The 24,638-nt window shown below is 67.9% G+C and carries 21 protein-coding genes and 2 tRNA genes; 16 read left to right on the forward strand and 7 right to left on the reverse strand.

Annotation, left to right across the window (positions count from 1 at the left end; translation table 11 throughout):
• The first annotated feature begins 13 nt into the window (after nucleotides 1–13).
• The 8 genes from DX912_RS00215 (at nucleotide 14) to DX912_RS00250 (ending at nucleotide 10,090) form a co-directional block, all read left to right on the forward strand.
• Nucleotides 14–1,420 carry an OprD family outer membrane porin gene (locus DX912_RS00215; protein ID WP_115840461.1) on the forward strand — a complete coding sequence of 469 codons (1,407 nt, stop codon included), beginning with the start codon at nucleotides 14–16 and terminating at the stop codon, nucleotides 1,418–1,420.
• A 22-nt stretch (nucleotides 1,421–1,442) separates the two neighbouring features.
• On the forward strand, nucleotides 1,443–3,131 hold the full coding sequence (locus tag DX912_RS00220) for an aspartate-alanine antiporter-like transporter (RefSeq protein ID WP_115840462.1): 1,689 nt from the start codon (nucleotides 1,443–1,445) through the stop codon (nucleotides 3,129–3,131).
• A 157-nt stretch (nucleotides 3,132–3,288) separates the two neighbouring features.
• Nucleotides 3,289–4,059, forward strand: coding sequence for an OmpA family protein (locus tag DX912_RS00225; RefSeq protein ID WP_181902645.1), 771 nt, complete (start codon nucleotides 3,289–3,291; stop codon nucleotides 4,057–4,059).
• A gap of 58 nt (nucleotides 4,060–4,117) precedes the next feature.
• The gene (locus DX912_RS00230) at nucleotides 4,118–5,524 is read left to right on the forward strand and encodes a DUF3300 domain-containing protein (protein ID WP_115840464.1); all 1,407 of its coding nucleotides are present in this window, start codon (nucleotides 4,118–4,120) and stop codon (nucleotides 5,522–5,524) included.
• 13 nt (nucleotides 5,525–5,537) lie between these two features.
• Entirely contained in the window at nucleotides 5,538–6,437 is a 900-nt protein-coding gene (locus DX912_RS00235; protein WP_115840465.1) for a DUF2950 domain-containing protein, read from the forward strand.
• Nucleotides 6,438–6,454: 17 nt separating this feature from the next.
• A complete protein-coding gene (locus tag DX912_RS00240) occupies nucleotides 6,455–7,198 on the forward strand; it encodes a DUF2092 domain-containing protein (RefSeq protein ID WP_147298528.1) in 744 nt (247 codons plus the stop codon).
• 745 nt (nucleotides 7,199–7,943) lie between these two features.
• The gene (locus tag DX912_RS00245; RefSeq protein WP_233433423.1) at nucleotides 7,944–8,915 is read left to right on the forward strand and encodes a cation diffusion facilitator family transporter; all 972 of its coding nucleotides are present in this window, start codon (nucleotides 7,944–7,946) and stop codon (nucleotides 8,913–8,915) included.
• Nucleotides 8,916–9,031: 116 nt separating this feature from the next.
• Nucleotides 9,032–10,090, forward strand: coding sequence for an alpha/beta fold hydrolase (locus DX912_RS00250; RefSeq protein ID WP_115840467.1), 1,059 nt, complete (start codon nucleotides 9,032–9,034; stop codon nucleotides 10,088–10,090).
• 196 nt (nucleotides 10,091–10,286) lie between these two features.
• Here the strand turns inward: DX912_RS00250 and DX912_RS00255 are convergent, their stop codons facing one another.
• Nucleotides 10,287–12,719 (reverse strand): catalase, encoded by a 2,433-nt coding sequence (locus tag DX912_RS00255; RefSeq protein WP_115840468.1) that lies wholly within the window; start codon nucleotides 12,717–12,719, stop codon nucleotides 10,287–10,289.
• Between the two features lie 347 nt (nucleotides 12,720–13,066).
• On the opposite strand from DX912_RS00255, the gene DX912_RS00260 reads away from it, so the two are divergent.
• Nucleotides 13,067–13,321: a hypothetical protein gene (locus tag DX912_RS00260; protein WP_115840469.1), complete on the forward strand. Its 255-nt coding sequence runs from the start codon at nucleotides 13,067–13,069 to the stop codon at nucleotides 13,319–13,321.
• An 85-nt stretch (nucleotides 13,322–13,406) separates the two neighbouring features.
• Nucleotides 13,407–14,390 (forward strand): magnesium transporter CorA family protein, encoded by a 984-nt coding sequence (locus DX912_RS00265; protein ID WP_115840470.1) that lies wholly within the window; start codon nucleotides 13,407–13,409, stop codon nucleotides 14,388–14,390.
• A 68-nt stretch (nucleotides 14,391–14,458) separates the two neighbouring features.
• On the opposite strand, the gene DX912_RS18265 is transcribed toward DX912_RS00265, so the two are convergent.
• Nucleotides 14,459–15,139, reverse strand: a complete 681-nt coding sequence (locus DX912_RS18265; RefSeq protein WP_181902646.1) for a DUF4142 domain-containing protein — start codon at nucleotides 15,137–15,139, stop codon at nucleotides 14,459–14,461.
• A 44-nt stretch (nucleotides 15,140–15,183) separates the two neighbouring features.
• Nucleotides 15,184–15,417 (reverse strand): hypothetical protein, encoded by a 234-nt coding sequence (locus DX912_RS18270; protein WP_181902647.1) that lies wholly within the window; start codon nucleotides 15,415–15,417, stop codon nucleotides 15,184–15,186.
• Nucleotides 15,418–15,753: 336 nt separating this feature from the next.
• On the opposite strand from DX912_RS18270, the gene DX912_RS00275 reads away from it, so the two are divergent.
• Nucleotides 15,754–16,374, forward strand: a complete 621-nt coding sequence (locus DX912_RS00275) for a DUF892 family protein (protein WP_115840472.1) — start codon at nucleotides 15,754–15,756, stop codon at nucleotides 16,372–16,374.
• A gap of 67 nt (nucleotides 16,375–16,441) precedes the next feature.
• On the opposite strand, the gene DX912_RS00280 is transcribed toward DX912_RS00275, so the two are convergent.
• Nucleotides 16,442–17,083, reverse strand: a complete 642-nt coding sequence (locus DX912_RS00280; protein ID WP_115840473.1) for a response regulator — start codon at nucleotides 17,081–17,083, stop codon at nucleotides 16,442–16,444.
• A gap of 159 nt (nucleotides 17,084–17,242) precedes the next feature.
• Between DX912_RS00280 and DX912_RS00285 the strand changes: the two genes are divergently transcribed.
• From DX912_RS00285 to cueR, 5 genes are all read left to right on the forward strand, one after another.
• Nucleotides 17,243–17,647: a CopL family metal-binding regulatory protein gene (locus DX912_RS00285; RefSeq protein ID WP_115840474.1), complete on the forward strand. Its 405-nt coding sequence runs from the start codon at nucleotides 17,243–17,245 to the stop codon at nucleotides 17,645–17,647.
• Nucleotides 17,648–17,744: 97 nt separating this feature from the next.
• Nucleotides 17,745–19,577, forward strand: coding sequence for a copper resistance system multicopper oxidase (locus tag DX912_RS00290; protein WP_115840988.1), 1,833 nt, complete (start codon nucleotides 17,745–17,747; stop codon nucleotides 19,575–19,577).
• Nucleotides 19,574–20,494: a copper resistance protein B gene (locus tag DX912_RS00295; RefSeq protein ID WP_115840475.1), complete on the forward strand. Its 921-nt coding sequence runs from the start codon at nucleotides 19,574–19,576 to the stop codon at nucleotides 20,492–20,494. The genes DX912_RS00290 and DX912_RS00295 overlap by 4 nt, the downstream gene beginning before the upstream one ends.
• A 127-nt stretch (nucleotides 20,495–20,621) precedes the next feature.
• The gene (locus tag DX912_RS00300) at nucleotides 20,622–23,045 is read left to right on the forward strand and encodes a heavy metal translocating P-type ATPase (protein WP_115840476.1); all 2,424 of its coding nucleotides are present in this window, start codon (nucleotides 20,622–20,624) and stop codon (nucleotides 23,043–23,045) included.
• Nucleotides 23,046–23,062: 17 nt separating this feature from the next.
• On the forward strand, nucleotides 23,063–23,602 hold the full coding sequence (gene cueR / locus DX912_RS00305; protein WP_115840989.1) for a Cu(I)-responsive transcriptional regulator: 540 nt from the start codon (nucleotides 23,063–23,065) through the stop codon (nucleotides 23,600–23,602).
• A 223-nt stretch (nucleotides 23,603–23,825) separates the two neighbouring features.
• On the opposite strand, the gene DX912_RS00310 is transcribed toward cueR, so the two are convergent.
• The 3 genes from DX912_RS00310 to DX912_RS00320 all read right to left on the reverse strand — a co-directional run bounded on the left by DX912_RS00310 (nucleotide 23,826) and on the right by DX912_RS00320 (nucleotide 24,571).
• A tRNA-Glu gene (locus DX912_RS00310) sits at nucleotides 23,826–23,901 on the reverse strand.
• Between the two features lie 33 nt (nucleotides 23,902–23,934).
• Nucleotides 23,935–24,010 (reverse strand) — tRNA-Ala (locus tag DX912_RS00315).
• Between the two features lie 48 nt (nucleotides 24,011–24,058).
• The gene (locus tag DX912_RS00320; protein WP_115840990.1) at nucleotides 24,059–24,571 is read right to left on the reverse strand and encodes a DUF1249 domain-containing protein; all 513 of its coding nucleotides are present in this window, start codon (nucleotides 24,569–24,571) and stop codon (nucleotides 24,059–24,061) included.
• Between the last annotated feature and the right edge of the window lie 67 nt (nucleotides 24,572–24,638).

Raw genomic sequence — 24,638 nt, forward strand, 5'->3', positions numbered from 1 at the left:
AGGGAGAGCCGCCATGAACGTGAAGCGCCCCCGTGCCGGATGCGTGGCGGTCGCCGCCGCCTCGCTCGGCTGCCTGCTGGCGATGCCCGCGTGGGCGCAGACCGCTGCGCCCGCGCAGGCCACCGCGCCTGCGCAAGGCGAGGAGCCGAAGGAAACCGAGGACGACGTCTACATCGAAACCGCGCCGACCTCGACCGAACAGGGCCAGACGCGCATGAACGAAGCCTTCGCGCCGCGCGATCGCCAGCAATGGATCCGCGACACGCGGCGCAAGGCGTTCCAGGATACGAAGTGGGACCTGCAGGTGCGCTCGTTCTATCTCGATCGCGAGAAGTACGACGACAGCGGCAGCGAAGCGTGGGCGCTGGGCGGCTCGCTCGGATTCAAGACGGGCTATTTCCGCGACCGCTTCGCGTTCGGCGCGACAGGTTACACCTCGCAGAAACTCTACGGCCCCGACGACCGCGACGGCACGCTGCTGCTCGCGCCCGGACAGGAAGGCTACAGCGTACTTGGTGAGGTCTACGGCGAGTTCCTGATCAACGAGGACTCGCGCCTCACGCTCGGCCGTCGCGGTTTCGATACGCCGTACATCAACCGCAACGACGCGCGCATGACGCCGAACACCTTCCAGACCGTGTTGTTCCAGGGCCTGTACGGCGGCGACGAAGGCCGGCCCGAATGGCGCGTGGGCGGCGGCTACGTCGACAAGATCAAGGAGCGCAATTCCGAGGATTTCGTGTCGATGTCGCAGGATGCCGGCGCACCCGACGGCACCGATCGCGGCGTCTACGCGATCGGCGCGAACTACAAGTCCGGCGACCTCTCGCTGGGCGCGATCAATTACTACAGCGACGACATCATCAACATCTTCTACGCCGAAGGTAAGTACGGCATCCCGCTCGCGGAGAAGACCAAGCTGAGTTTCGCGGTGCAGTATTCCGACCAGACCAGCGTCGGCGACGACCTGCTGCGCGGCACGGATTTCTCGTCTGACCAGTGGGGCGCGAAGGCCGAGCTGGCACACGGCGGCGCGCTGTTCACCGCCGCTTACACCCGCGCCGGCGGCGACACCAACATGCAGAACCCGTGGAGCGGTTATCCCGGTTTCACCAGCGTGCAGGTGGAGGACTTCAACCGCGACGGCGAATCGGCGTGGATGCTGCGCGCCGGCTACACCTTCCCCTTCATCAAGGGGGCGAGCGTGTACGCGCTGTACGTCGACGGCTCCGATCCGCAATCGCCCACCGAGTACGCCAAGGACGAGTACGACGTCAATTTCCAGTGGGCGGTGGCCGATGGTTTCCTGAAAGGCCTGCTGTTCCGCATGCGCTACGCGCACGTGCGGCAGGAAGGCCCGGTGGAAACCGACCTGGACGACTTCCGCCTGATGATCTACTACGACCCGCCGAGTCTCTGACGCCACGCCGCGGAGGCAACGCATGCAGTGGTTCGCCTCGACGTTGTCGCGGTATCCGGAGCTCGCGGTCTATCTGGCGCTTGGCATCGGTTACTGGATCGGCGCGATCCGCGTGCGCGGCTTCACGCTCGGCGGCGTCACCGGCTCGCTGCTCGCCGGCATGCTGCTGGGCTGGCTGTTCGCGGTGCCGGTGGCGGCCACCGCGAAGTCGCTGGTGTTTTTGCTGTTCCTGTTCGGCATCGGCTACGAGGTCGGCCCGCGTTTCCTCGGTGCGATGAAGGGCGACGGCTGGCGCTTCGCCGCGCTGGGCGTGTTCATGCCGGTGGTCGGATTGATCGTCGCGATCGTCGTGGCGAAGACGCTGCGGCTCGATCCGGGCCTGGCCGCCGGCATGATGTCCGGCGCGCTCACCGAATCGCCCGCGATGGGCACGGCCAGCGAGGCGATCCAGGCGTTGCCGCTCGATGCCGCCACGCGCGAGCGCTATCTCGCGCACATCGGCGTCGGCGATGCGCTGTGCTACGTCTCCGGCGCGCTGGGCGTGATCCTCACCTGCACCGTGTTCGGGCCGAAGCTGCTGCGCGTGGACCTGGCCGCGCACGCGTTGCAGGTCGAACAACGCTACGGCATCAAGCGCCAGCGGCACGGTGTGGTGCCGGCGTGGCAGCCGTTCGAAACGCGTGCGTATCGCATCGCAGCGGCCGCGCCCATCGCCGGCCTCAGCGTCGCGGCCGCCGAACGCGTGATCGTCGGTGCACGTTTGTTCGTGCATCGCATTCGTCGCGACGGCGCGCTGCTGGAAATCGACGGCGACAGCGTGATCCACGCGGGCGACGTCGTGGCCGTCGGCGGCCGGCGCGATGTTCTCGTGGACGTGATCGGCGAACGCGGCGAGGAAGTCGACGACGCGGCGCTGCTCGACATTCCGATGGCCTCGCACGAGGTCTTCGTCGGCAAATCGCACTGGGCCGGCCGAACGCTCGAGGACATCGCGGCCCGCGACGAAGTGCGCGCGGTCTTCCTGCGCCGCATCCGCCGTGGCGGCCAGGACATCCCGATCGGCACGCGCACCACGATCGAGCGCGGCGACGTGCTCACCCTCGTCGGCCCGGAACCGGCGGTGCTGCGCGCGGCCGGCGTGCTGGGCGAGATCGTGCACGCGAGCGATGCCACCGACTTCGTGGTCGTGGGCTTCGCCATCTTCCTCGGCGCGCTGTTCGGCATCGTGGCCTCCGTGCCCATCGGCGGCATCACGGTGACGATCGGCACCAGCATCGGCGCGCTGCTGGCGGGCCTGGTCGTCGGCCACATCCGCGGGCGGCGGCCACTGTTCGGGCGCGTTCCGGATGCGGCGGTGAAGCTGATGCAGTCCTTCGGACTGGCGGCGTTCGTGGCGATGGTCGGCCTCGGCGCGGGGCCGCATTTCATGGATGCGCTGCGGCAATCCGGCGTCGGCCTGTTCTTCGGCGGCCTGCTGGTGACGATGACCCCGCTGCTGCTGGGCCTCTGGTTCGGCCGGAAAGTGCTGAAGATCGACCCGCTGCTGCTGCTCGGCGCGATCTCCGGCGCGCAGACCTTCACCGCCGCGCTCGCCGCGGTGCAGGAGAAATCCGGCAGCCCCGTGGCGGTGATCGGCTACACCGGCGCGGTCGCGGTGGCGCACCTGTTCCTCACCACCTGGGGCACGGTGATGGTGATGGTCATGGCGTGAATGCGCGGCGGGTTGGCGCGAATCCTGCCGGGTTGCGCTGCGCTGCAGCTTGGGCCAAGGGCCAATTGAGCCGGTTGCGGATCGGCGTAGAACTCGGCGGTGGACGGGACGCTCCTGCATGGGCCCGACTCCCGCCGCCCCACACGAGGATCCATCGATGAACAAGCGCACGCTCATGAAGTCGCTGTCGCTCACCGCCGCGATGGCGGCCGTGCTGGCGGTGTCGTCCGCCTCCGCCGCCGACGGCGACAAGAGCAAGATCAAGGGACTGATCACCTCCGTCCAGGGCAACACCATTGTGGTCAAGGACGCGGCCAACGTGGAGCAGACCATCACGTTGTCGCCCAGCACCAAGTACAAGCGCACCAAGGGCCTCACCGGCGTGGTGCACGAGAAGGCCGAACAGACGGCGCTGATGCCCGGCCTGCCGGTCACCATCGACGCGGTCGCCAGCGGCAGCGGTTTCGATGCCACCGAAGTTTCGTTCAAGTCGGAGGACTTCCGCACCGCGCAGCAGGTGCAGGCCGGCCTGGCGCCGACCACCGCGCGCATGAACGACTTCGGCAAGTACGAAGCCCTGGCCACGGCCGAAGTGCTGTTCGATTCGGGCAGCGCGACGATCAACTCCGCCGGCAAGTCCAGCCTCGACCAGTTCGCCGCGAAGGCGAAGGAAACGCAGGACTACCAGGTCGTGCTGCAGGGCTTCACCGATTCCACCGGCAACGCCGAAGCCAACCAGCGCCTGAGCATGCGTCGCGCCAACGCGGTGGCCAACTACTTGCAGCAGCAGGCCGGCCTGCAACCGGGCCGCGTGCGCGCGGGCGACGGCATGGGCGTGGCGACCGATGCGGGCGCGGGCAGCAACGCCGGCGCGCGCAAGGTCGTGGTGAAGCTCATCGTCGACAAGGGCGTGCAGGCGGGCAAGTAACGCAGCGTCGCGACGGCGGGTCACCTCCCCCGCCCGCCGTCGCGCCAGTGGAGGTTCCATGCGCATCCTGATGCTACAGGCGGCGATCGCCGCCCTCCTGCTGGCGACGCTGGACGTCGCGGCCGCGCCGGTACAGGCGCCGTCCGCGCCATCGGCCACGACGAACACGGCCTCGTCCGGCACGTTCACGCGCGAAGAACTCGACCAGATGATGGCGCCCATCGCGCTGTATCCGGACGCGCTGCTCGCGCAGGTGCTGATGGCGTCCACGTATCCGGGCGATGTCAGCGACGCGGTCGCGTGGTCCAAGGCGCACAAGGACGCCAAGGGCGAGGACGCGGTGAAGCAGGTCGCGAACGAATCGTGGGATCCGAGCGTGCAGTCGCTGGTGGCGTTCCCGCAATTGCTCGCGGTGCTCGGCCAGGATCCCAAGTGGGTGCAGCGCATGGGCGACGCGTTCCTCGCGCAGCCCGACGCGGTGATGGAATCGGTGCAGCGCCTGCGCCGCCAGGCCGATGCCGCCGGCAACCTCAAGTCGAACGAACAGCAGAAGGTCACCAAGCAGGCCGCCGCGCCCGCGACCGGCACGACGACGACGGTTCCCGCGGGCACGCAGACGATCGTGATCGAGTCGTCCGAACCCGACGTCGTCTACGTGCCCAGCTACAACCCGAGCGTGGTCTACGGCACGTGGATGTATCCGTCGTATCCGCCCTACTACTACCCGCCGCCGGCGTACTACTACCCGGGCGGCGCGCTTTTCAGCTTCGGCATCGGCGTGGCCGTCGGCGGTGCGTTGTGGGGCGACCTCGACTGGGGCCACAGCGATATCGACATCGACGTGGACCGCTACAACGAGTTCAACCGCAACACCAACCGCAATACCGAACGCAACGTCAACCGCGACCAGATCAGCCGCGACGGCAAGTGGCAGCACAACGCGGCCAACCGCGACGGCGTGCCCTATCGCGACAGCAAGAGTCGCGAGCAGTACGGACGCCAGCTCGACGGCGCCGGTCAGCGCGATGCGGCGCGTGGACGCGATCCGTCGCGTGACGCCGCACGCACCGCCGATCGTGACCGCGCGCGCCAGACGATGGAACAGCGCGGCTTCGAAGCGCCGGCGGCGAGCAATCGCGAAGCGCAGCAGCGCGCCGGGCAGGCGTCGCGCGATTTCGACCGCTCCGGTGGCGCCGCAGGCGCCAATCGCGGCGACTTCCAGCGCAGCGGCCAGGGCAACGCGCAGGCGCGCCAGGGTGCGCGCGACAGCGCCGGCATGAACCGCCCCGGCAACAGCAGCGCCTTCCAGGGCGCGAGCAACCCGGCGATGTCGCGCGGCGATGCCGGCCGCGGGCAGCGCAGCATGCAGCAGTCGCAGCGTCCGGCCGCTTCGCGCGGCGGTGGACAGCAGATGAGCCGTCCCTCGCGGCCGCCGATGCGCGGCGGCGGCGGGCGTCGTCGTTGAGCAGGAGAACCCCATGAGCGCATCCGTCCGCTGGCTCCCGCTCGCCTTCGCGCTGCTGCTGGCGTTGCCTGCACACGCACAACAATCCTTCGCCACGCCCGACGCGGCCGCCGACGCGCTTGTCGCCGCGCTCGGCACGAAGACCGCCGACGAAGCCAAACTCACCGCGCTCCTCGGCCCGAGCTGGGAGCAGGTGATCCCGCGCGGCAGCGTGGATCGCGAGGACGTCGATGCGTTCCTCGCGCGCTATCGCGAGAAGCGTTCGTTCGTGCAGAAAGATGCGACGCACCAGATGCTCGCCGTCGGCAAGGACGCGTGGACGCTGCCGGTTCCGCTGGTGAAAGGCAGCGGCGGCTGGGCCTTCGACGTGAAGGCCGGCGAGGCGGAAATCCGCGCACGCCGAATCGGCCGCAACGAACGCGAGGCCGAACAGGCCGTGCTCGCCTACCACGACGCGCAGATCGACTACGCCGCCGAGGATCGCAACGGCAACGGCGTGCTCGAGTACGCGCAGAAATTCGTCAGCACCGACGGTCAGCATGACGGCCTGTACTGGGCCGACGACGGCGGCGAGGAAAGCCCGCTCGGTCCGCTGTTCGGCGACGACACGCCCAACGGCGAATGGCACGGCTACCGCTATCGCATCCTCACCGCGCAGGGGCCGTCGGCGCCGGGCGGTGCGTACGACTACAAGCTCGGCGACGCGATGAGCCGCGGCTTCGCGCTGGTCGCGTGGCCGGCGCGCTATGGCGACAGCGGCGTGATGAGCTTCATGGTCAGCCACGAAGGCGAGGTGTTCGAGAAGGATCTCGGCCCGGACGGCGACCAGCTTGCGCGCGCGATGACGAAATTCGATCCGGACAGCAGCTGGGTCGAAGTGAAGGCCGCGCAGACCGCAGCCACTTCGAAGTGACCGACAGGGAACTCGCGATGAAGATGCCCGCCCTCGCCTTCGCGCTCGCCGTGGGGTTGATCCCTCTGTCGCCCGCACATGCGCAACAGGCCGGGGCGGTGGATCCCAAGGCGATCAAGGCGCTGTCGCAGATCGGCGAGAAGCTCCGCAGCCTGCGCGAATACACGGTGGATGCCACGGTGAAGACGCGTGCGCCGCTGGCGTCGGGCGAGTACCGCGATTTCGACGGCACCGCGAAGTACCAGGTGCGCGCGCCGGACCACCTGCACGCGTCCACGCGCGGCGTGGGGCTCGATCGCGACGTCGTCTACGACGGCCGCACCATTACCGTGTTCTCCCCGACGCAGAAGCAGTACGCGCGCATCGAGGCGCCCGGCACGCTGTCGACGCTCGTGTCCACAGTCGAGTCGCGCGTCGGCTTCCGCATGGCGCTGGCGCAGCTGTTCACCTGGGACGACCAGACCCGTTTGCTCGAGAACGCCGAACGCGCGAGTTTCTCCGGCGAAGCGCTGGTGGGCGGACGCAAGTGCGCGCACTACTCGTACAAGAAAGCCGGCATCGCGTGGGAAGTCTTCGCCGATGCAAAGCACCTGCCGTGCAAGCTCGCGTTCGTCGATACGCGCGATGCGGGGCTGCCCGGGTATACCGCCGAACTGACGTGGGTCGAAAGCGCCAAGCTGCCCGACTCCACCTTCGTGTTCACCCCGCCGGCCGGCGCGAGCGAGGTGGGCTGGGACAAGTTCCGCGCGCAGGCGCAGTAGCGCGAGGCGCGAGCTTCCTGAAACGTCATCCGCCTTTGGAGACGTCATCTCACCTGAAGACGTCATCCTGCCCTTGAAGACGTCATGCTCCCTTCAAGCCGTTACCCCGCTTTAAGCCGTTCTCCCCGCGAAGGCGGGGATCCATCTGCCAGCCGCATCATGCTCGACGAGGGCGTGATGCATTCACGCGTGGATTCCCGCCTGCGCGGGAATGACAGCAAAAGCGCTGCGATACCCGCGCGCCCTTTAAGCCATCATCCTCCTGCCCTTCAAGCCGTCATCCCCGCGAAGGCGGGGATCCATCTGCCAGACGCATCACGCTCGATGGAAAGCGTGACCTAGTCAAATGTGGATTCCCGCCTGCGCGGGAATGACAGCAAAAAGCGCTGCGATACCCGCGCGCCCTTTAAGCCATCATCCTGCCTGCCCTTAAAGCCGTCATCCCCGCGAAGGCGGGGAGCCATCTACCCGACGCATCACGCTCGACGGAGGACGTGATGCATTCGAGCGTGGATTCCCGCCTGCGCGGGAATGACAGCGAAAAGCGCCCTCACCCGCCGGTTCAAGCCGTCATCCGCCCCTTCAAGCCGTCATCCCCGCGAAGGTGGGGATCCATCTGCCAGACGCATCATGCTCGACGGAAGAGGTGGCACACGCGCGAGCAGCCCACGCCACGTGCACGAAGGATTTACCCCGCTCCGCCGACCATCGACGCAACCCGTGACGATTCGAAGGGAGCAGTTCGATGGCCGGATCCGGCCGCATGGTCGTGGTCGCTGCGCTGATGGGCAATGCGGCGGTGGCGGCGACGAAGTTCGTCGCGGCCGCCTTCACCGGCTCGTCGGCGATGCTCAGCGAGGGCGTGCACTCGCTGGTCGACACCGCCAACCAGGTGCTGATGCTCTACGGCATCCGGCGCGCCGCGCGACCGCCGGATCCATCGCATCCCTTCGGCTACGGGCGCGAACTGTACTTCTGGGCCTTCATCGTCGCGCTGATGGTGTTCGCGCTCGGTGCGGGCATCTCGTTCTATGAAGGCCTCGCGCACCTGCGCCATCCGCGCGAGATGGCCAATCCGCTGGTGAACTACCTGGTGCTCGGCGCGTCGCTGATGTTCGAAGGCGTGACGTGGTTCATCGCACTGCGCTCGTTCCGTGCAGCCAAGGGCAAGCGCGGCTGGATCCGGGCGTTCCGCGACAGCAAGGACGCCAGCACGTTCACCGTGCTGTTCGAGGACACCGCGGCGATGGCCGGCCTGCTGATCGCGCTGGCGGGCATTGTGGCGACGCAGGTCACCGGCGATCCGCGCTACGACGGCTACGCCTCGCTCGGCATCGGCGTGGTGCTGGCGATCACGGCGATCCTGCTCGCGCGCGAAACCAAGGGCCTGCTGCTGGGCGAACTCGCGCAGCGGCAGGTCGTGCAGGACATCCTTCGCATCGCCGGCGACGACCCGGACGTGCGCTGCGCCAACGGCGTGCTCACGCAGCAACTGGGGCCGGAGAGCATCATCGCCGCGCTCAGCGCCGACTTCCACGACGCGCTGACCACGCCACAGATCGAAGCCTGCGTGATGCGCATCGAACGCGCCGTGCAGGACGAGCATCCCGACGTCACGGCGTTGTTCGTCAAGCCGCAGACCGCCGAGACCTGGGCGAAGCGGCGCCTGCGGTGGGATCCGGACCGCGTGACGCCCGACGGGATCGACGCCGGCTAGCGTCCGTACAAACCGTTACAAATCCCCGCACCCGCGAACACAAGCGGGATACGGGCGTCCGCGAACCTGTGCTCCGTCGGCGAATCGTCGCCGCCCACCCACACCGGAGCCCGGACATGGACACGCTCGCCCCCGACCGCATCGACCCGTTTCGCCGCAGCTTCCTCGGCATCGCCGCCGCCGGCCTGGCCGCCGCATCGTTCGGATTCGCCCCGCGTGCGCAGGCCGCCACGCCGCGCGCGTCCGGCGCGACGACGCCCGCTCGCGGCGCGAACGTCGCCTTCGGGCCGGTGAAGCAGATCCGCGCCGGCGTGCTCGACATCGGCTATGTCGATGCCGGCCCCGCCGACGGCGCGCCCGTATTGCTGCTGCACGGCTGGCCGTACGACATCCACAGCTATGCCGACGTCGTGCCGTTGCTCGCCTCGGCGGGCTATCGCGTGATCGTCCCGCACCTGCGCGGTTACGGCACCACGCGATTCCTCTCCGCCGACACGCCGCGCAACGGCCAGCCGGCCGCGCTGGCCGACGACGTCATCCAGCTGATGGATGCGCTGAAGATCCCGCGCGCCGTGGTCGCCGGTTACGACTGGGGCGGCCGCTCGGCCGACATCGTCGCCGCGCTGCATCCCGAACGCGTCAAGGCGCTGGTCGCGGTGAGCGGATACCTCATCGGCAGCCAGCAGGCCGCGCAGGCGCCGCTCGCGCCGGAAGCCGAGCTGCAGTGGTGGTACCAGTTCTACTTCGCCACCGAGCGCGGCCGCGCCGGCTACGAGCGAAACCGCCACGATTTCGCGAAGCTGATCTGGAAACTCGCCTCGCCGAAGTGGGCCTTCGACGACGCCACCTTCGACCGCAGCGCCGCCGCGCTGCAGAACGAGGACCACGTCGACATCGTCATCCACAACTACCGCTGGCGCCTGGGCCTCGCGCAGGGCGAGTCGAGGTACGACGCGATCGAGCGCAGGCTCGCGACCTTCCCGTCCATTTCGGTGCCGACGATCACGATCGAAGGCGATGCCAACGGCGCACCGCATCCGTCGCCGGAGAGCTACGCGAAGCGGTTCACTGGCAAGTACCAGCATCGCCTGCTCACCGGCGGCATCGGCCACAACCCGCCGCAGGAAGCGCCGGCCGCGTTCGCGCAGGCGGTGATGGATGCGGATCGGATGTGAGGCAGAAGAACGCGGTGACGCAGGTACTTCCGCTGCGATGAGTAGCCCCTCTCCCGCTTGCGGGAGAGGGGTTGGGGTGAGGGCTGCTGGAGCGACGCTAGCACGGCCGCTGCCCTCATCCGCCTGCCGGCACCTTCTCCCGCACGCGAGAGAAGGGCTCCATCTGATGGTCTCTCGCCGTTGAGCGAAATCTGGATCACACCATCGGCGGATCCGTCTCGCGTACCCAGTGGCGATGCTGCGCGATGGCCTCGATGAACGACGCGATGGCCTGCTCGTCGTCCTCCTCGCCGGCGATGACGCCCGGATCCTTGCTGCCATCGGGCAACATCTTCGACGCGCCCGCGCCTTCCAGCAGCGAGCTGGAAGCACCCAGCGCCAGGATCGGCTTGCAGTGGCGGTACTGCTCCTTCACGAACTCCGCGGCGCGACCGTCCACCGCCAGCGCCTTCACCGCGCGTTCGCCGTCGGGCAGCACGAGCGCGTCGAACAGCGGCGCCGGTTCGTTCTCCATAGACGCATCGGCCTGCAGCGTTTCGCCTTCGGCCGTGACGAACGGACCGATGCGCTGGCCGACCAGGCGCGGCACCGCGCCGGCTTCGAACAGCGCCTGCTGCGCGGCGGCGAGCGATTCGCCGGCCACGCCGTCGCAAACCAGCAGCGCGATCTTGCGCGAACGGATGCTGCCGTCGCCCGGACGCGCGAGCAGCGACAGCGCCGGCGATTGCCGGACTTCCGGACGCGGCACCCGCTCGATCGCACGCGGCGATGCTTCGACCGGCCCCATGCCCAGGCCTGCGGCCACGGAGGTCGAAAGCTCGCGCGATACATTCATCAGGTTCGCCACCATGCGTTCGCGGATCGCCGGCACGGTGACCTTGCTCAGCTCGAAGCGGAACGCGCCGATGATGTGCGCCTTTTCCGCATCGCTCTGGCTGTCGTAGAACAGCGTCGCCTGGTTGTAGTGCTCGGCGAACTTCTCCGGACGCCCACGCAGTTCGTCGGCGCGAATCGGTTCGGGGAACGACACGAACCCGGCCGAACCGGCCTGGAACGGGCACCCACCGCCGAGGCTGTTGGGCTCGTACGAAACACGCCCGCGATGGATCGCCTGACGATGCATGCCGTCGCGCTGGTTGTTGTGCACCGGAGCGACCGGTGCGTTGATCGGGATCTCGTGGAAGTTCGGCCCGCCCAGTCGCGAGATCTGCGTGTCGACATAGGAATGGATGCGCCCGGCGAGCAGCGGATCGTTGGTGAAGTCGATGCCCGGCACGACGTGCGCGGTGCAGAACGCCACCTGTTCGGTCTCGGCGAAGAAGTTGTCGGGATTGCGGTTGAGCACGAGGCGGCCGATCGGCTCCACCGGCACCAGTTCCTCCGGCACGATCTTCGTCGCGTCGAGCACGTCGAAGCTGAACTTGTTCGCCTGCTCCTCGGTGAAGACCTGCACGCCGAGTTCGTACTCGGGGAATTCGCCGGCTTCGATCGCTTCCCACAGATCGCGGCGGTGGTAGTCCGGATCGGCGCCGGAGATCTTCACCGCTTCGTCCCACGCCAGCGAATGGGTGCCCAGCCGCGGCGTCCAGTGGAACTTCACCAGGCGCGATTCGCCGGCCTCGTTGACGAAACGGAACGTGTGCACGCCGAAGCCCTGCATCATGCGGTAGCTGCGCGGGATGGCGCGATCGCTCATCGCCCACAGCAGCATGTGCGTGGATTCGGGCATGAGCGATACGAAATCCCAGAACGTGTCGTGCGCCGATGCGGCCTGCGGCATCGCGTGGTGCGGCTCGGGCTTGAGCGCGTGGACGAGGTCGGGGAACTTCATCGCGTCCTGGATGAAGAACACCGGGATGTTGTTGCCGACCAGGTCCCAGTTGCCTTCGTCGGTATAGAACTTCACGGCGAAACCGCGCACGTCGCGCGCGGTGTCCTTCGAGCCGCGCTCGCCGGCCACGGTGGAAAAGCGCACGAACACCGGCGTGATCTTGCCGTCTTCCTGGAACGGCGCTGCGCGCGTGATGCGGCGGAGCGAGCGGTAGCACTCGAAGAAGCCGTGCGCGGCGGAACCGCGCGCGTGGACGATGCGCTCGGGAATGCGCTCGTGGTCGAAGTGCGTGATCTTCTCGCGGAGGATGAAGTCCTTCAGCAGCGCCGGCCCGCGCAGGCCGGCTTTCAGCGAATCCTGGTTCTGCGCGACCGGCACGCCCTGGTTGGTCGTGAGCACCTGCCCGCCCGAATCCACGCGCACGCGATCGAGCGGACCGACGGTCGGGTTCGTGCCGGGCGCGGCCTGCGTGCCGGCCTTGGGCGACGTCTGCGTTTCGGTAAGCGTGCTCGCGCCCGCCAGCGGCGTCGGCGTCGCATGCGCGCCTTCGGGCGGCGCAAGCGCGTTGTCGCGGCCGTATTCGGCGGCCTTGGTCGGGTTGTGATCGAACGCCGCGGCGAGCGCCTGCGTCTCCAGTCCCTGTCGTACGGCGGGATCTTCAGCGCCTTCGCCCGACATGCGCGCCGGCCCGCTGTCGGTGGGAGCGCGACGTGCGGAGCGTGCAGCGGTGCTCTTCTTCGTGGCGGACGTGCGTGCGGGCGCCTTCTTCTTCGGCGCTGGCGTCTTTCGGCTGGCCATGTAACGAACTCCTGTGGATGTGCAGACGTGTATGCAGGCAGGAAGACGCACGACGCGCCCTGACCTGCATGCAGCTTGGCGTCATGGAAGTCGACATTGCGTAACGCGCGGACCGTCGTCGTTCACGTTGGCGATGACGGTGTCATCGCGGTCGAGCCTGCTGGCCGCGCGCATGGGCCCGCCATTTCTTTCACGGTGTCTCGAACTTTCTTCAGTGCGAAGTGCTTGCCCCGTGCGCGCCGCGCACGTGGACGCCGCGTGGCGCGTCTGAACGCCCTCCGTCACGGGACTGGCATGCCGTTTGCGTGATGCTTCGCGAGAGACGCACACCGAACAGGGGAAAACACATGCAGGAAGGGGATCTGCCGAAAGGCTGGCGTATCTACGCCGAGCCGCCGGCGGCCGACGGCCGTTGCCGGCTCCGCCTGATCGCGCCCAACGGAATCAGCAGCACCTGGTGGCTGCGATCGAACATGACGTCGGGACAAGTCGTGTGCGCCCTCGCCCACGACCAGAGCCGGGCCGGCATGCGCCACCGGACGCACGGCGTGATCGACCGGCGCGCGCACGAAATCGACGACTCCGCCTGCTCGCCACGCTGAATGCAGGCTGGTCGGCCGCGGCGCTGTCACGCCGGAGCGACGTCGCGGGAAGCAGATTCATGGCGTCGTCACTTCCGTTACCGCCATGCAGGAACCCGCCGGCACGCTGGATATCCGTCGTTTCGAGAGCAGCGGAAGCGTCCACACGATCGAGCTGGGCGAGGCAAGCCTGGACGATCTGACCGAAGACCAGCTGCTGTGGATCGACCTGGAAGGCGGCAGCGAGCCGACCATTACCGATGTGCTCGGGCGGCTGGGGATCGACGACGAGGTCGCGGCCTGGTTCCTCGACCGCAGCGCGATGCCCGAACTGCGCGTGCGCAACGGCTGGTTCTTCGTGCGCGTGGTCGCGGTGCGCAACGATGGCGAGCTCGCCTATAACGGGACGGTCCTGGCGATCCTGGCCGGTCGCAATTTCGTGATCACGTCGCACAAGGACCCGGTGGACTTCCTGACCAAGCTGCGTGAGCGCGAATCGCACGATTCCGGCCTGGGCATGCTCGGCGCGGACAGCTTCACCGCGTCGCTGCTGGACTGGCACGTCAATTCCTATTTCGACGCGGTGGCCGATTTCGAAAGCGCCGACGAGCGCCTGGAGACGGACATCCTCGACGATCGCCATGGCGAATGTCTGCACAGCCTGCGCGGCCTGCGCAAGGCGGCATCGCGATTGCGACGGATGCTGTCGGCGCATCGCGGCGTGTTCGCCGCGATCGCGCGGCCGGACTTCCGGCCCGGCACCGACGGCGAAGTGAACCGGCACTTCCAGACCGTCGACATGCATTTCCAGCGCGCCATGGAAGCGGTGGAGAACGCACGCGAGGTGGTGATCGGCTCGTTCGAACTCTTCAGCAACCAGACTGCGCTGCGCACGAACGCGATCATGCGCGTGCTGACCATCCTGGCGGCACTGATGGGTGGGTTGGCGGTGATCGCGGGCGTGCTGGGAATGAACTTTGAAGCGCCCTTCTTCAAGACCGGCCTGACGGGATTCGTCATCGCCGTTTCGCTCATGACCGGGCTGGCGCTGGCGGGACTCGCACTGGCGTGGTGGCGAAAGTGGCTGTGAGTCCATGAAGAAGCGGGAACGGCGTGGCGCCGTTCCCGCTCGCGAGAGACGGCCGTTGTCGGCGACCGTTATTGCGCAGCGCCGCCGAGCTTGCCCTGCAATGCCCTGCCGCGCTCCAGGTGCATCGCGACGTGTTCGCGCGAGGTGGTGAGGAACGCACGGATGTTGTCGTCGGTGGCGGCCGGCAGCAGGCGCGTGTCGATGAGCGTCAGCGCGTCCTGATGGCCCTTCACCATCGCATCGACATAGGCCTTCTCGTACTCCTTGCCGGACTTCTGGTCGAGCGTCGACAGATCCGAGCGGCCCTTCTCCTCCAGCGCCGTCACTTCGGGGCTGCTCTCGTTCGGATTGAGCTTCTTGCCGGCTTCGAGGTTCTTCGAATGCTCGCGATGCAGCATGTCGGCGTATTGGGCCACCTCGCCCGTCACCTTCTTGCTCTTGGCCTGCTCGGCGGCGGCGACTTCATGCTTGTCGACGGCGCCGACCAGGGCCACTGCGTCGGCCTGCGTCAGTGTGCCCGCAGCCGGGACGCCAGCAGCGGGGGCGGCCGGATCGTTCGCCACCGCGCTGGTGGCGTCGCCCGTGGTGCCGGTGGTGTCGGCGGGCTTTTCGGTCGGATCGGGGGCGTTCGCCTGCGGGCCCGAAAGCGCGGTCGAATCCGGATTGGCGTCGTTCTCGTCGCGCTTGCAGCCGGCCAGCGCCAGCATGGCGATCGAGATCGCGAGGGAGAGCTTCAATGCATGGTTCATGTCGATTTCCTGTCGGTGGTTGCTACAAGGCGGGAGCGAGGCGATCAATGCAGGCGGAGCGATCCGTCGATGCGCGTGAACAGGCTTGCGCGTTCCCACGCGGCGCGTACGTCGGGCTCGACCTCTTCCCACGACAGTCCCGTCGCCTGCTCGTACGATTTCCACAGCACCGACGCGGCACGTTCGGCCGTCGTCCAGTCGGCGCCATAGATCTCGCGCGCACCTTCGCCGATGACGGCGACCAGCTGCTCGTAGCTGACCATTCGAGTGACGGCCATGGCTGTCCTCCCGCGATGCCTCGCAACGCAACGCGTGGCCCGCGCTGCTTGTATCCATGTCACCGCAAGTGTCATGCCATGGCGGCAAGCCGCCGTGCCGGCCTCGACGGCGCATCGGCGCGAAAAACCTTCCGGGCGCGCGCAGCAATTCGCCTGTTCACGGCATGCACGTGAGCTTCACGTGTGCCAATCGCGACTGAAGAAGACTGAATTCGATGCGCGCGGCACACACGAACGCAGAGCACGTTCCAACGATGCGCTGCACGATTCTTCACGAAATCTGGCTGCGCCAATTCCTATAAGGGACGGACGCTTTCAACGACAGGAATCCGTCCAATGGCACGTACGTCGAACTTCGATCAGGCCCAGGTCCACGAACTGCTGCTGCAGGCGCTGGAGACCGAGCGCGGCGGCATCCAGGTCTACACCGCGGCGATCAAGGCCGCACAGAACGAGGACCTCAAGAAGGAATTCCAGGAATACCTGGAAGAAACGCGGACGCACGAGGAAATCCTCACGCGCGTGTTCCAGCAACTGGGAATGGACACCGAAGAGCAGAGCCCCGGCCGCAGGGTCGTCGCGCACCAAGGCCAGTCGCTTGTCGCAGCCATCGAGATGGCGATCGAGAGCGCCGAGCCTGCCGCCGCCGAAATCGTCGCCGCCGAATGCGTGGTGCTCGCCGAAACGAAGGACCACTCGAACTGGGAGCTCATCGGCCAGGTCGCGCTGAAGGCGAAGGCCGAATATGCGGACGCGCTGAAGCAGGCCTATCAGGCGGTCGAGAAGGACGAGGACCATCACCTCTACCACACCAAGGGCTGGGCACGTGAGCTGTGGATCCAGTCGCTCGGGTTCCCTGCCGTGCTACCGCCCCCGGAAGAGGTCAAGCAGGTCGAGACCGCCATCGGTGCCGCGCGTGCCGAGCAGGCCCGCGACGAGATGCTGAAGCGGCATTGAGTCCACCCGTCGCGCAACGAAAAACGGCCGGAAAATCCGGCCGTTTTTCATCTACGCGTAAGCGGGCTCAGGCCCCGAGGCCGTGCTCGCGCGCGTAGGCGTAGAACTCCAGGTCGCTTTTCACTCCGAGCTTGCGCATCGCCTCGACCTTCTGGCTGCTCACGGTCTTTACGCTGCGGTTGAGCTGGCGTGCGATCTCCGACACCGTGTGCCCCAGCGCGAACAGACGCATCACTTCGGCCTCGCGCTTGGACAGCGCCGTCGTCGAATCGGGACTTTCGCCCTGCACCGAATCGATCTGCTTGCGCACTGTGGCGCTCAAGTAACTGCGGCCAGCCGTAGCGGCGGTCACCGCCGTCGGCAGTTCCTTCATCGCATCCGATTTGCTCACCACGCCGCGCACGTTGCCCAGGCGCGCGATGTTGTTGAGCACGCCGGGGTTGGCCAGCTGCGTCAGCACCACGATGCCGAGCTCGGGCCAGCGACGCCCGATCAGCTGCAGCAGGCTCAGGCCGTCGGCCGCCTGCTCGCCCGGCATGTTGAAGTCGGTGACCAGCAACTGGCAGGCGGTGCCGTCCAGCACGCGCAGCAGTTCGTCGGGCGAGGTCGCCTCGGCGACGACGCGAAAACCCGGACTCTGCTCCAGCAGCGCACGCACGCCACTGGACACGATCGGGTGGTCATCGGCGAGAACGATATGGAAAACCAAGCGGGCACCTCAGCTTCGATCGCAACGGAGCTTCACTTCCGGCCGCCGTGGGCGGTGTCCGGTGGCGGCCGCTGCCGGCCCTCGCATCCGGCCGGAGTATATACCCGCCCGTTCAGGCATCGTGATCCCGCATTTCATCAATCAGGCTAGACTGTTTCCATGCGTCGCATCGCGTTCCGCCTGCTCCTGTGCCTGATGCTCGTCCTGAACGGGATGGGCTACGCCGTGGCGGGCACGCAGATGAACATGACGCATGTGGCAATGGCGGTCGCGGCGTACGAAGCCGCCAACAACCCGCCGTGCCACGAGGCCGCGCCGGTCGAAACGGTCGCCGGGATGGCGCATTCGCACGACGCGCAGATGGCCGATGCGTCCGATCCGGGCGTTCCTTCGTGCTGCCAGTCCTCGCAGTGCAACTGCGATTGCCTCCAGCACGCCACGGCGGCCATGTCCGTCGTCGCCGTTCCCGCCGATGCGCCCGCGGGTGCCGACATCGCGCAACCGCGCGTCGTGAACCGCATCGCGCCGCCGCTGCCGAATCTGCTCCGACCTCCCATCGCCTGACTCCGGGCGCGCCCTGGCGCGCCGATCCCGCCGCGTGCGCGAGCGGTCGCCCTGACCGCCATCGCGCCGCATCCCGATGATCTGCACGGAGCAGTCCATGACATCCGATGTTTTTCGCCGTCGCGCGGCTTCGCCGTCGCGACGACGTTTCGTCACCGGCCTGGCGGCCGGGGGCGTCGCCACGGGCGCGGGCCTGTGGCATCTGCCGGGTACGGCCGTCGCGGCACCGGCGCATTCCCCCAACGTGCTCACCGGCACGCAGTTCGACCTGTCGATCGACGCCTCGCCGGTCAACTTCACTGGCCGCACGCGTCCTGCGGTCACCGTCAACGGCTCGCTGCCGGCGCCGATCCTGCGGTGGCGCGAAGGCGACACCGTCACGCTGCGCGTGGCCAACCGCCTGCCCGTGCAGAGCTCGATCCACTGGCATGGCCTGGTCCTGCCCGCCAACATGGACGGCGTGCCGGGCCTGAGTTTCGACGGCATCGGTCCGGGCGAAACCTTCACCTACCGCTTCGACATCCGCCAGTCCGGCACGTACTGGTACCACAGCCATTCGCTGTTCCAGGAGCAGGCCGGCCTCTACGGCGCGATCGTCATCGACCCGCGCGAACCGGCGCCGTACGCGTTCCATCGCGAACACGTCGTGCTGCTGTCGGACTGGACCGACCTGGGACCGGCCGCGCTGTTCCGGCGCATGAAGAAGATGGCCGGCTACGACAACTTCCATAAGCGCACCGTCGGCGACTTCTTCGACGACGTGTCGCGCGATGGGCTGTCGGCCACGCTGCGCGACCGCGGCCAGTGGGGGCGCATGCGCATGACGCCCACCGACCTGTCCGACGTCAACGCGAACACCTACACCTACCTGCTCAACGGCACCGCGCCGTCGGGCAACTGGACCGGCCTGTTCCGCAGTGGCGAGAAGGTGCTGCTGCGCTTCATCAACGGCTCGGCGATGACCTATTTCGACGTGCGCATTCCCGGCCTGAAGATGACCGTCGTCGCCGCGGACGGCCAGTACATCCATCCGGTGACAGTCGACGAGTTCCGCATCGCGGTGGCCGAAACCTTCGACGTGATCGTCGAACCCTCCGGGCAGGACGCGTACGCGATCTTCGCCCAGGACATGGGCCGCACCGGTTACGCGCGCGGCACCCTCGCGGTGCGCCACGGGCTGGAAGCGCCGCTGCCCGCGCAGGATGCGCGCCCGATCCTGACGATGGACGACATGGGCCACGGCGGGATGGCCGACGCCGGCATGGGGCACTCCGGTTTGAAGCCCGGCGCCAAAGGCATGGAAGGCGGCTGCGGCGCGAACATGGGCATGAAGGGCATGGAAGGCGGTTGCGGCGCCAACATGGGCCACGACATGGCCGGCATGGACCACGGCGGCGACATGCAGTCGCATCCGGCAAGCGAGCGCGGCAATCCGCTGATCGACATGCAGACGATGTCGCCGACGCCGAAGCTCGACGACCCCGGCATCGGCCTGCGCGACAACGGCCGCACCGTGCTCACCTACGGCGCGATGCGCAGCCTGTTCGACGATCCGGATGGCCGCCAGCCCTCGCGAACAGTCGAGCTGCACCTCACCGGGCACATGGAGAAGTTCGCCTGGTCGTTCGACGGCCTGAAGTTCATGGACGCCGAACCGCTGCGCCTGAACTACGGCGAGCGCATGCGCATCGTGCTGGTCAACGACACGATGATGACGCACCCGATCCACCTGCACGGTATGTGGAGCGACGTCGAGAACGAGAGCGGCGAGTTCCACCTGCGCAAGCACACCGTCGACATGCCGCCGGGCACGAAGCGCAGCTATCGCGTGCGTGCCGACGCGCTCGGCCGCTGGGCGTACCACTGCCACCTGCTCTACCACATGGAAGCCGGGATGATGCGCGAAGTGCGCGTGGAGGAACGCGCATGACCGGCCTCCGTTCCCTGCTCGCCTGCGCGCTGTCGCTGGCGCTCGCGCCCGCGTGGGCGCAGGACCATTCGCACCACCATGCGCCGCCGCCCTCCGAACCGAAGGCAACGGCCACGCACGATCACGCATCGATGGACCATGCCGCGCATCAGCAAGGCGCGGTGGATCACGCCGCGATGGGCCACGGCACGCCCTCGCAGGCTGCGCCCGTCGAGCCGATACCGACGCTCACCGACGCCGACCGCGCCGCGGCGTTCCCCGACCTCGCACACGGCATGCACCACGCGCCGGAGCGCAACAGCTTCGTGATGTTCGATCGGCTGGAAGCGGTCGATCTGGACCACGGCCGTGGCGAAGCGTGGGAAGCGCAGGCGTGGATCGGTTCCGACCTCAACCGCCTGTGGCTTCGCAGCGAAGGCGAACGCGAACGCGGCCACACCGAAGCGGCCGACCTGGAAGTGCTCTACGGCCGCAGCGTCACGCCGTGGTGGGACGTCGTCGCCGGCCTGAAGCACGACTTCAAGCCCGGCCGCTCGCGCGACTGGGCCGCGTTCGGCGTGCAGGGACTGGCGCCGTACAAGTTCGAAGTGAGCGCGACGGCCTACCTCGGCGAAAGCGGCGCGACGGCCGCGACCGTGGAGGCCGAATACGAGGTGCTGCTGACCAACCGGCTGATCCTGCAGCCGCGCGTGGAAGTGGAAGCGTTCGGCAAGGACGATCCAGCGCGTGGCATCGGCTCCGGCCTGTCCACGGTCGAAGCCGGATTGCGCCTTCGCTACGAGTTCACGCGACGGTTCGCGCCCTACGTCGGCGTCGCGTGGGAACGCGCGTACGGCGGAACGGCCGATCACCGTCGCGACGATGGCGAAGCGGTCGAGGACACGCACCTCGTTGCCGGCGTGCGGCTCTGGTTCTGACCATGTGCGACACGACGCACCGCCGACCCGCCCTGCCCCGCACCCGGTGTGGCGGGCGGCGGTGCGTTGACCTTCCCACCATGGGAAGGCCCACGCTGCCTCCATCGAATCGTCGAATGGAGTCCGCATGAATACCGCCGCCACCGCCGACCTGCGCCTGCCGATCGCCGGCATGACCTGCGCGTCGTGCGCAGGCCGCATTGAACGCGCGCTCGCCGCCGTTCCAGGCGTATTTCGCGCCGAGGTGAACCTCGCGACGGCGACCGCCAATGTCGCCACCGACGGCAAGGTCGGCGCGACCGTCCTCGCCGATGCCGTCTCGCGCAGCGGATACCGCGTGCCCGAGCGCACGCTCGACCTGGCGATCGGCGGCATGACCTGCGCCTCGTGCACGGGCCGCGTCGAGAAGGCCTTGCGCGCGGTGCCGGGCGTGATCGACGCCAGCGTCAATCTCGCGACCGAACGCGCCCAGGTGCGCGCGTTGCCGGATGTTTCTGCCGACGATCTCATCGCTGCCGTCGCGACCGCGGACTATCGCGCGCATTTGCCGGATGCCGACATCGCTGCCGTGACCTCCACCGAGTCGCGTGACGCCGAAGCGGACAAGGCTGACGCGCGTGAACGCCGCCACCTCTGGCTCGCGCTCGCGTTCTCGCTGCCTCTGGTGCTGCCGATGCTCGCGATGCCCTTCGGCGCACACCTGGCGCTGCCGGGCTGGGTGCAGTTCGCGCTGGCCACGCCGGCGCAGTTCTGGCTGGGCGCGCGCTTCTATCGCGCCGGCTGGGGCGCGCTGAAGGCGCGCAGCGGCAACATGGACCTGCTGGTCGCGCTCGGCACGAGCGCTGGCTACGGATTGAGCGTCTGGCACCTGATCGCCGGCGGCCATCGCGCCCCGCTGTATTTCGAAGCGTCCGCGGTCGTGATCGCGCTTGTGCTGCTCGGAAAGTGGCTGGAAACGCGCGCGCGCCGCCAGACGACGGCCGCGATCCGCGCCCTGCAGGCGCTTCGTCCGGCCACCGCGCGGGTTCGTCGCAATGGCGTGGAAACCGACCTGCCACTCGCGCAGGTCCGCGTCGGCGACGAGGTCGTCGTGCGGCCCGGCGAACGCATTCCCGTCGACGGTCGAATCGTGGAAGGACGCACGCACGCCGACGAATCCATGCTGACGGGCGAGTCGTTGCCGGTCGCGCGTTCGGAAGGCGACCGCGTCACCGGCGGCGCGGTCAACGGCGAAGGCCGCGTGGTGGTCGAAACCACGGCTATCGGGGCGGAAAGCGCGCTGGCGCGCATCATCCGGCTCGTCGAGGACGCGCAGGCGAAGAAGGCGCCGATCCAGCGCATCGTCGATCGCGTCAGTGCCGTGTTCGTACCGGTGGTGATCGCCATCGCCTTCATCACGCTGCTGGGTTGGGGACTGACGACCGGCGACTGGAGCGGCGCGCTGCTCAACGCCGTCGCGGTGCTCGTCATCGCCTGCCCTTGCGCCCTCGGACTCGCGACGCCCACGGCCATCATGGCCGGAACCGGCGTCGCCGCGCGCGCCGGCATCCTGATCAAGGACGCGCAGGCGCTCGAAACGGCGCAGCGCATCGCCATCGTTGCCTTCGACAAGACCGGAACGCTGACGCAGGGCAAGCCGACTCTCGTCGAAGCGATCGCGCTTGATGGCGACACGTCGTCGCTGCTCGCGCACGCCGCCGCGGTGCAGCGCGGCAGCGAACACCCGCTCTCGGCGGCCGTGATGCAAGCCGCGGGCGAGGCGCCGTCGCTCGTCGCGAGCGACATCCGCGCGGTACCGGGGCGCGGCGTGCGCGGAACGATCGGCACCTACGACGTGCTCATCGGCAGCGAGCGGATGATGCGCGAGGCCGCCGTCGATCTGGCGCTGCTGTCCGCGCGCGCCGAAACGCTGCTTGCCAGCGGGCATACGGTGTCGTGGGTGGCGGTCGCAGAACGCGAACAATCCCCTCGCCTGCTCGGCCTGCTCGCCTTCCGCGACACACCGCGACCGGGTGCGCGCGAGGCCATTGCACGACTGCACGGACTGGGCCTGCGCACGGTGATGGTCTCGGGCGACCAGGAAGGCGCCGCGCGCGCCATTGCCGCGCAGCTCGGCATCGACGACGTGCGCGCCAACGTGCTGCCCGAAGAAAAGGCAGCGACGATCGAACGACTGCGCAGCAACGGCGTGGTGGCGATGGTCGGCGACGGCATCAACGATGCGCCCGCCCTGGCCGCGGCCGACGTCGGCATCGCGATGGGCAGCGGCACCGACGTCGCGATGCACGCTGCCGGCGTGACGCTGATGCGCGCAGAACCGGCGCTGGTCGCCGACGCCATCGGGATCTCGCGCCGGACCACGCGAAAGATCCACCAGAACCTCTTCTGGGCCTTCATCTACAACGTCGTCGGCCTTCCGCTGGCGGCGTTCGGACTGCTCGACCCGGTGATCGCCGGCGCTGCGATGGCGTTTTCGTCCGTCAGCGTCGTCACCAACGCCCTGCTGCTGCGCCGCTGGCGCCCGCATCGCCTTTTGAACTCGCACGATTGAATCGCAAGGAGCCGACCATGCCCCGGATGCCAAGACCCGAACTCGCCGACGCACGCCAGCAGGGCCTGCACAACATCGGCGAAGCCGCGCGGCACAGCGGCGTCAGCGCGAAGATGATCCGGCACTACGAAAGCATCGGCCTGATCCCGCCGCCCAATCGCACGTTCGCCGGGTATCGCCTCTACAACGATGCCGACCTGCACCGGCTGGGCTTCATCCGTCGCGCGCGCGGACTGGGGTTCTCGATCAAGCAGATCGAAGCGCTCCTGGGGCTCTGGGACGATCGCTCCCGCGCGAGCGCCGAAGTGAAACGTCTGGCGGAATCGCACGTGGACGAACTGGCGACGAAGATCGCCGAGATGCAGGCCATGCAGCGGACGCTGCAGGATCTTGCGCGCCGCTGCCACGGCGACGACCGACCGGACTGTCCGATCCTGGAGGATCTGGCGAAGACGACCGACGCACGCGATGCGCATTTGCCATCGCGCCACGAACCGGACGATGCGCCGCTTTCGTTCGAAGCGGGGAACCAGCTGCGCCGCGTGGGTGGGCGTTGATCCCGGATCGGAGTATTTGCAGGCATTGCGGAGTGCAGGAAGGCGCTGGATCCCCGCTTTCGCGGGGATGACGACGCTGGTCTCGGCTGATCGAACTCCGGCTCGTCTCGTCTCGTCCCAAATCCCGAACCGCGAATCCCGACGCACGAATCGCGATACGGAAAACCAGACGCCCACAACGAAGCAGGGCCCCGTTTCCGGAGCCCTGCTGCGTTTCACTATTTGGCGTCCCCACGGGGATTCGAACCCCGGTCGCTACCGTGAAAGGGTAATGTCCTAGGCCTCTAGACGATGGGGACAAAACTGGTTTTTCAGCATCATCTCCGAAGAGATGGTGGAGCCAGCCGGGATCGAACCGGCGACCTCCTGCATGCCATGCAGGCGCTCTCCCAGCTGAGCTATGGCCCCACGTGCTGCTGGAAAGACGAAAATTCTAGCGGGCGTTCAGCGATGTCGTCAAGCGTTCGCTGCCAGATTTTTTTCGTCGCGTCCGCCGGTGCTGGTACCGGCGTCAACGGGGCGCAATGTTGCCACACCATGTCCCCGCTCCGCTAGATACTCGAGCCACTTTCCAAGAAACGTGTTCATCCGCGTGCGGTGGTCGAGCACTTCCGCCGCGGGCGGGTACATGCCGATGACGTCCTGCCAGCGACGCCCGACGTAGCAATTGGTGACCTCGAGCTGCCGCGCATCGTGGTACAGCCGCAGATATGCCGAAGGATCCTGCTCCCCGGTGACCGGATCGCGCATCGCGTACGTCAGACGCAGCTCCGTGGTGTACGGATGGCGTTCGATCACGTCCAGCTGCAGGTCCAGTCCGTCGCCGACGCTGGAGTGGTATGTGCCGACCGCCAGCGCCTCCGACGGAAACAGGCGCGCGAAGCGGACATGGTTTTCGGCATACAGCCCCATTAGCCAGCCGAAGCGGCTGAGGCGGGGAATGCGTGCTTTGCGGGTCGCGAGAGACATGGGCATGGGCATCGATATGGAGTCGATGCTACACGGCACAACCTCCCCGCGGCAGCGTTGACGCACG

Source organism: Lysobacter soli, from assembly GCF_003382285.1.
GTDB lineage: Bacteria > Pseudomonadota > Gammaproteobacteria > Xanthomonadales > Xanthomonadaceae > Lysobacter_J > Lysobacter_J soli.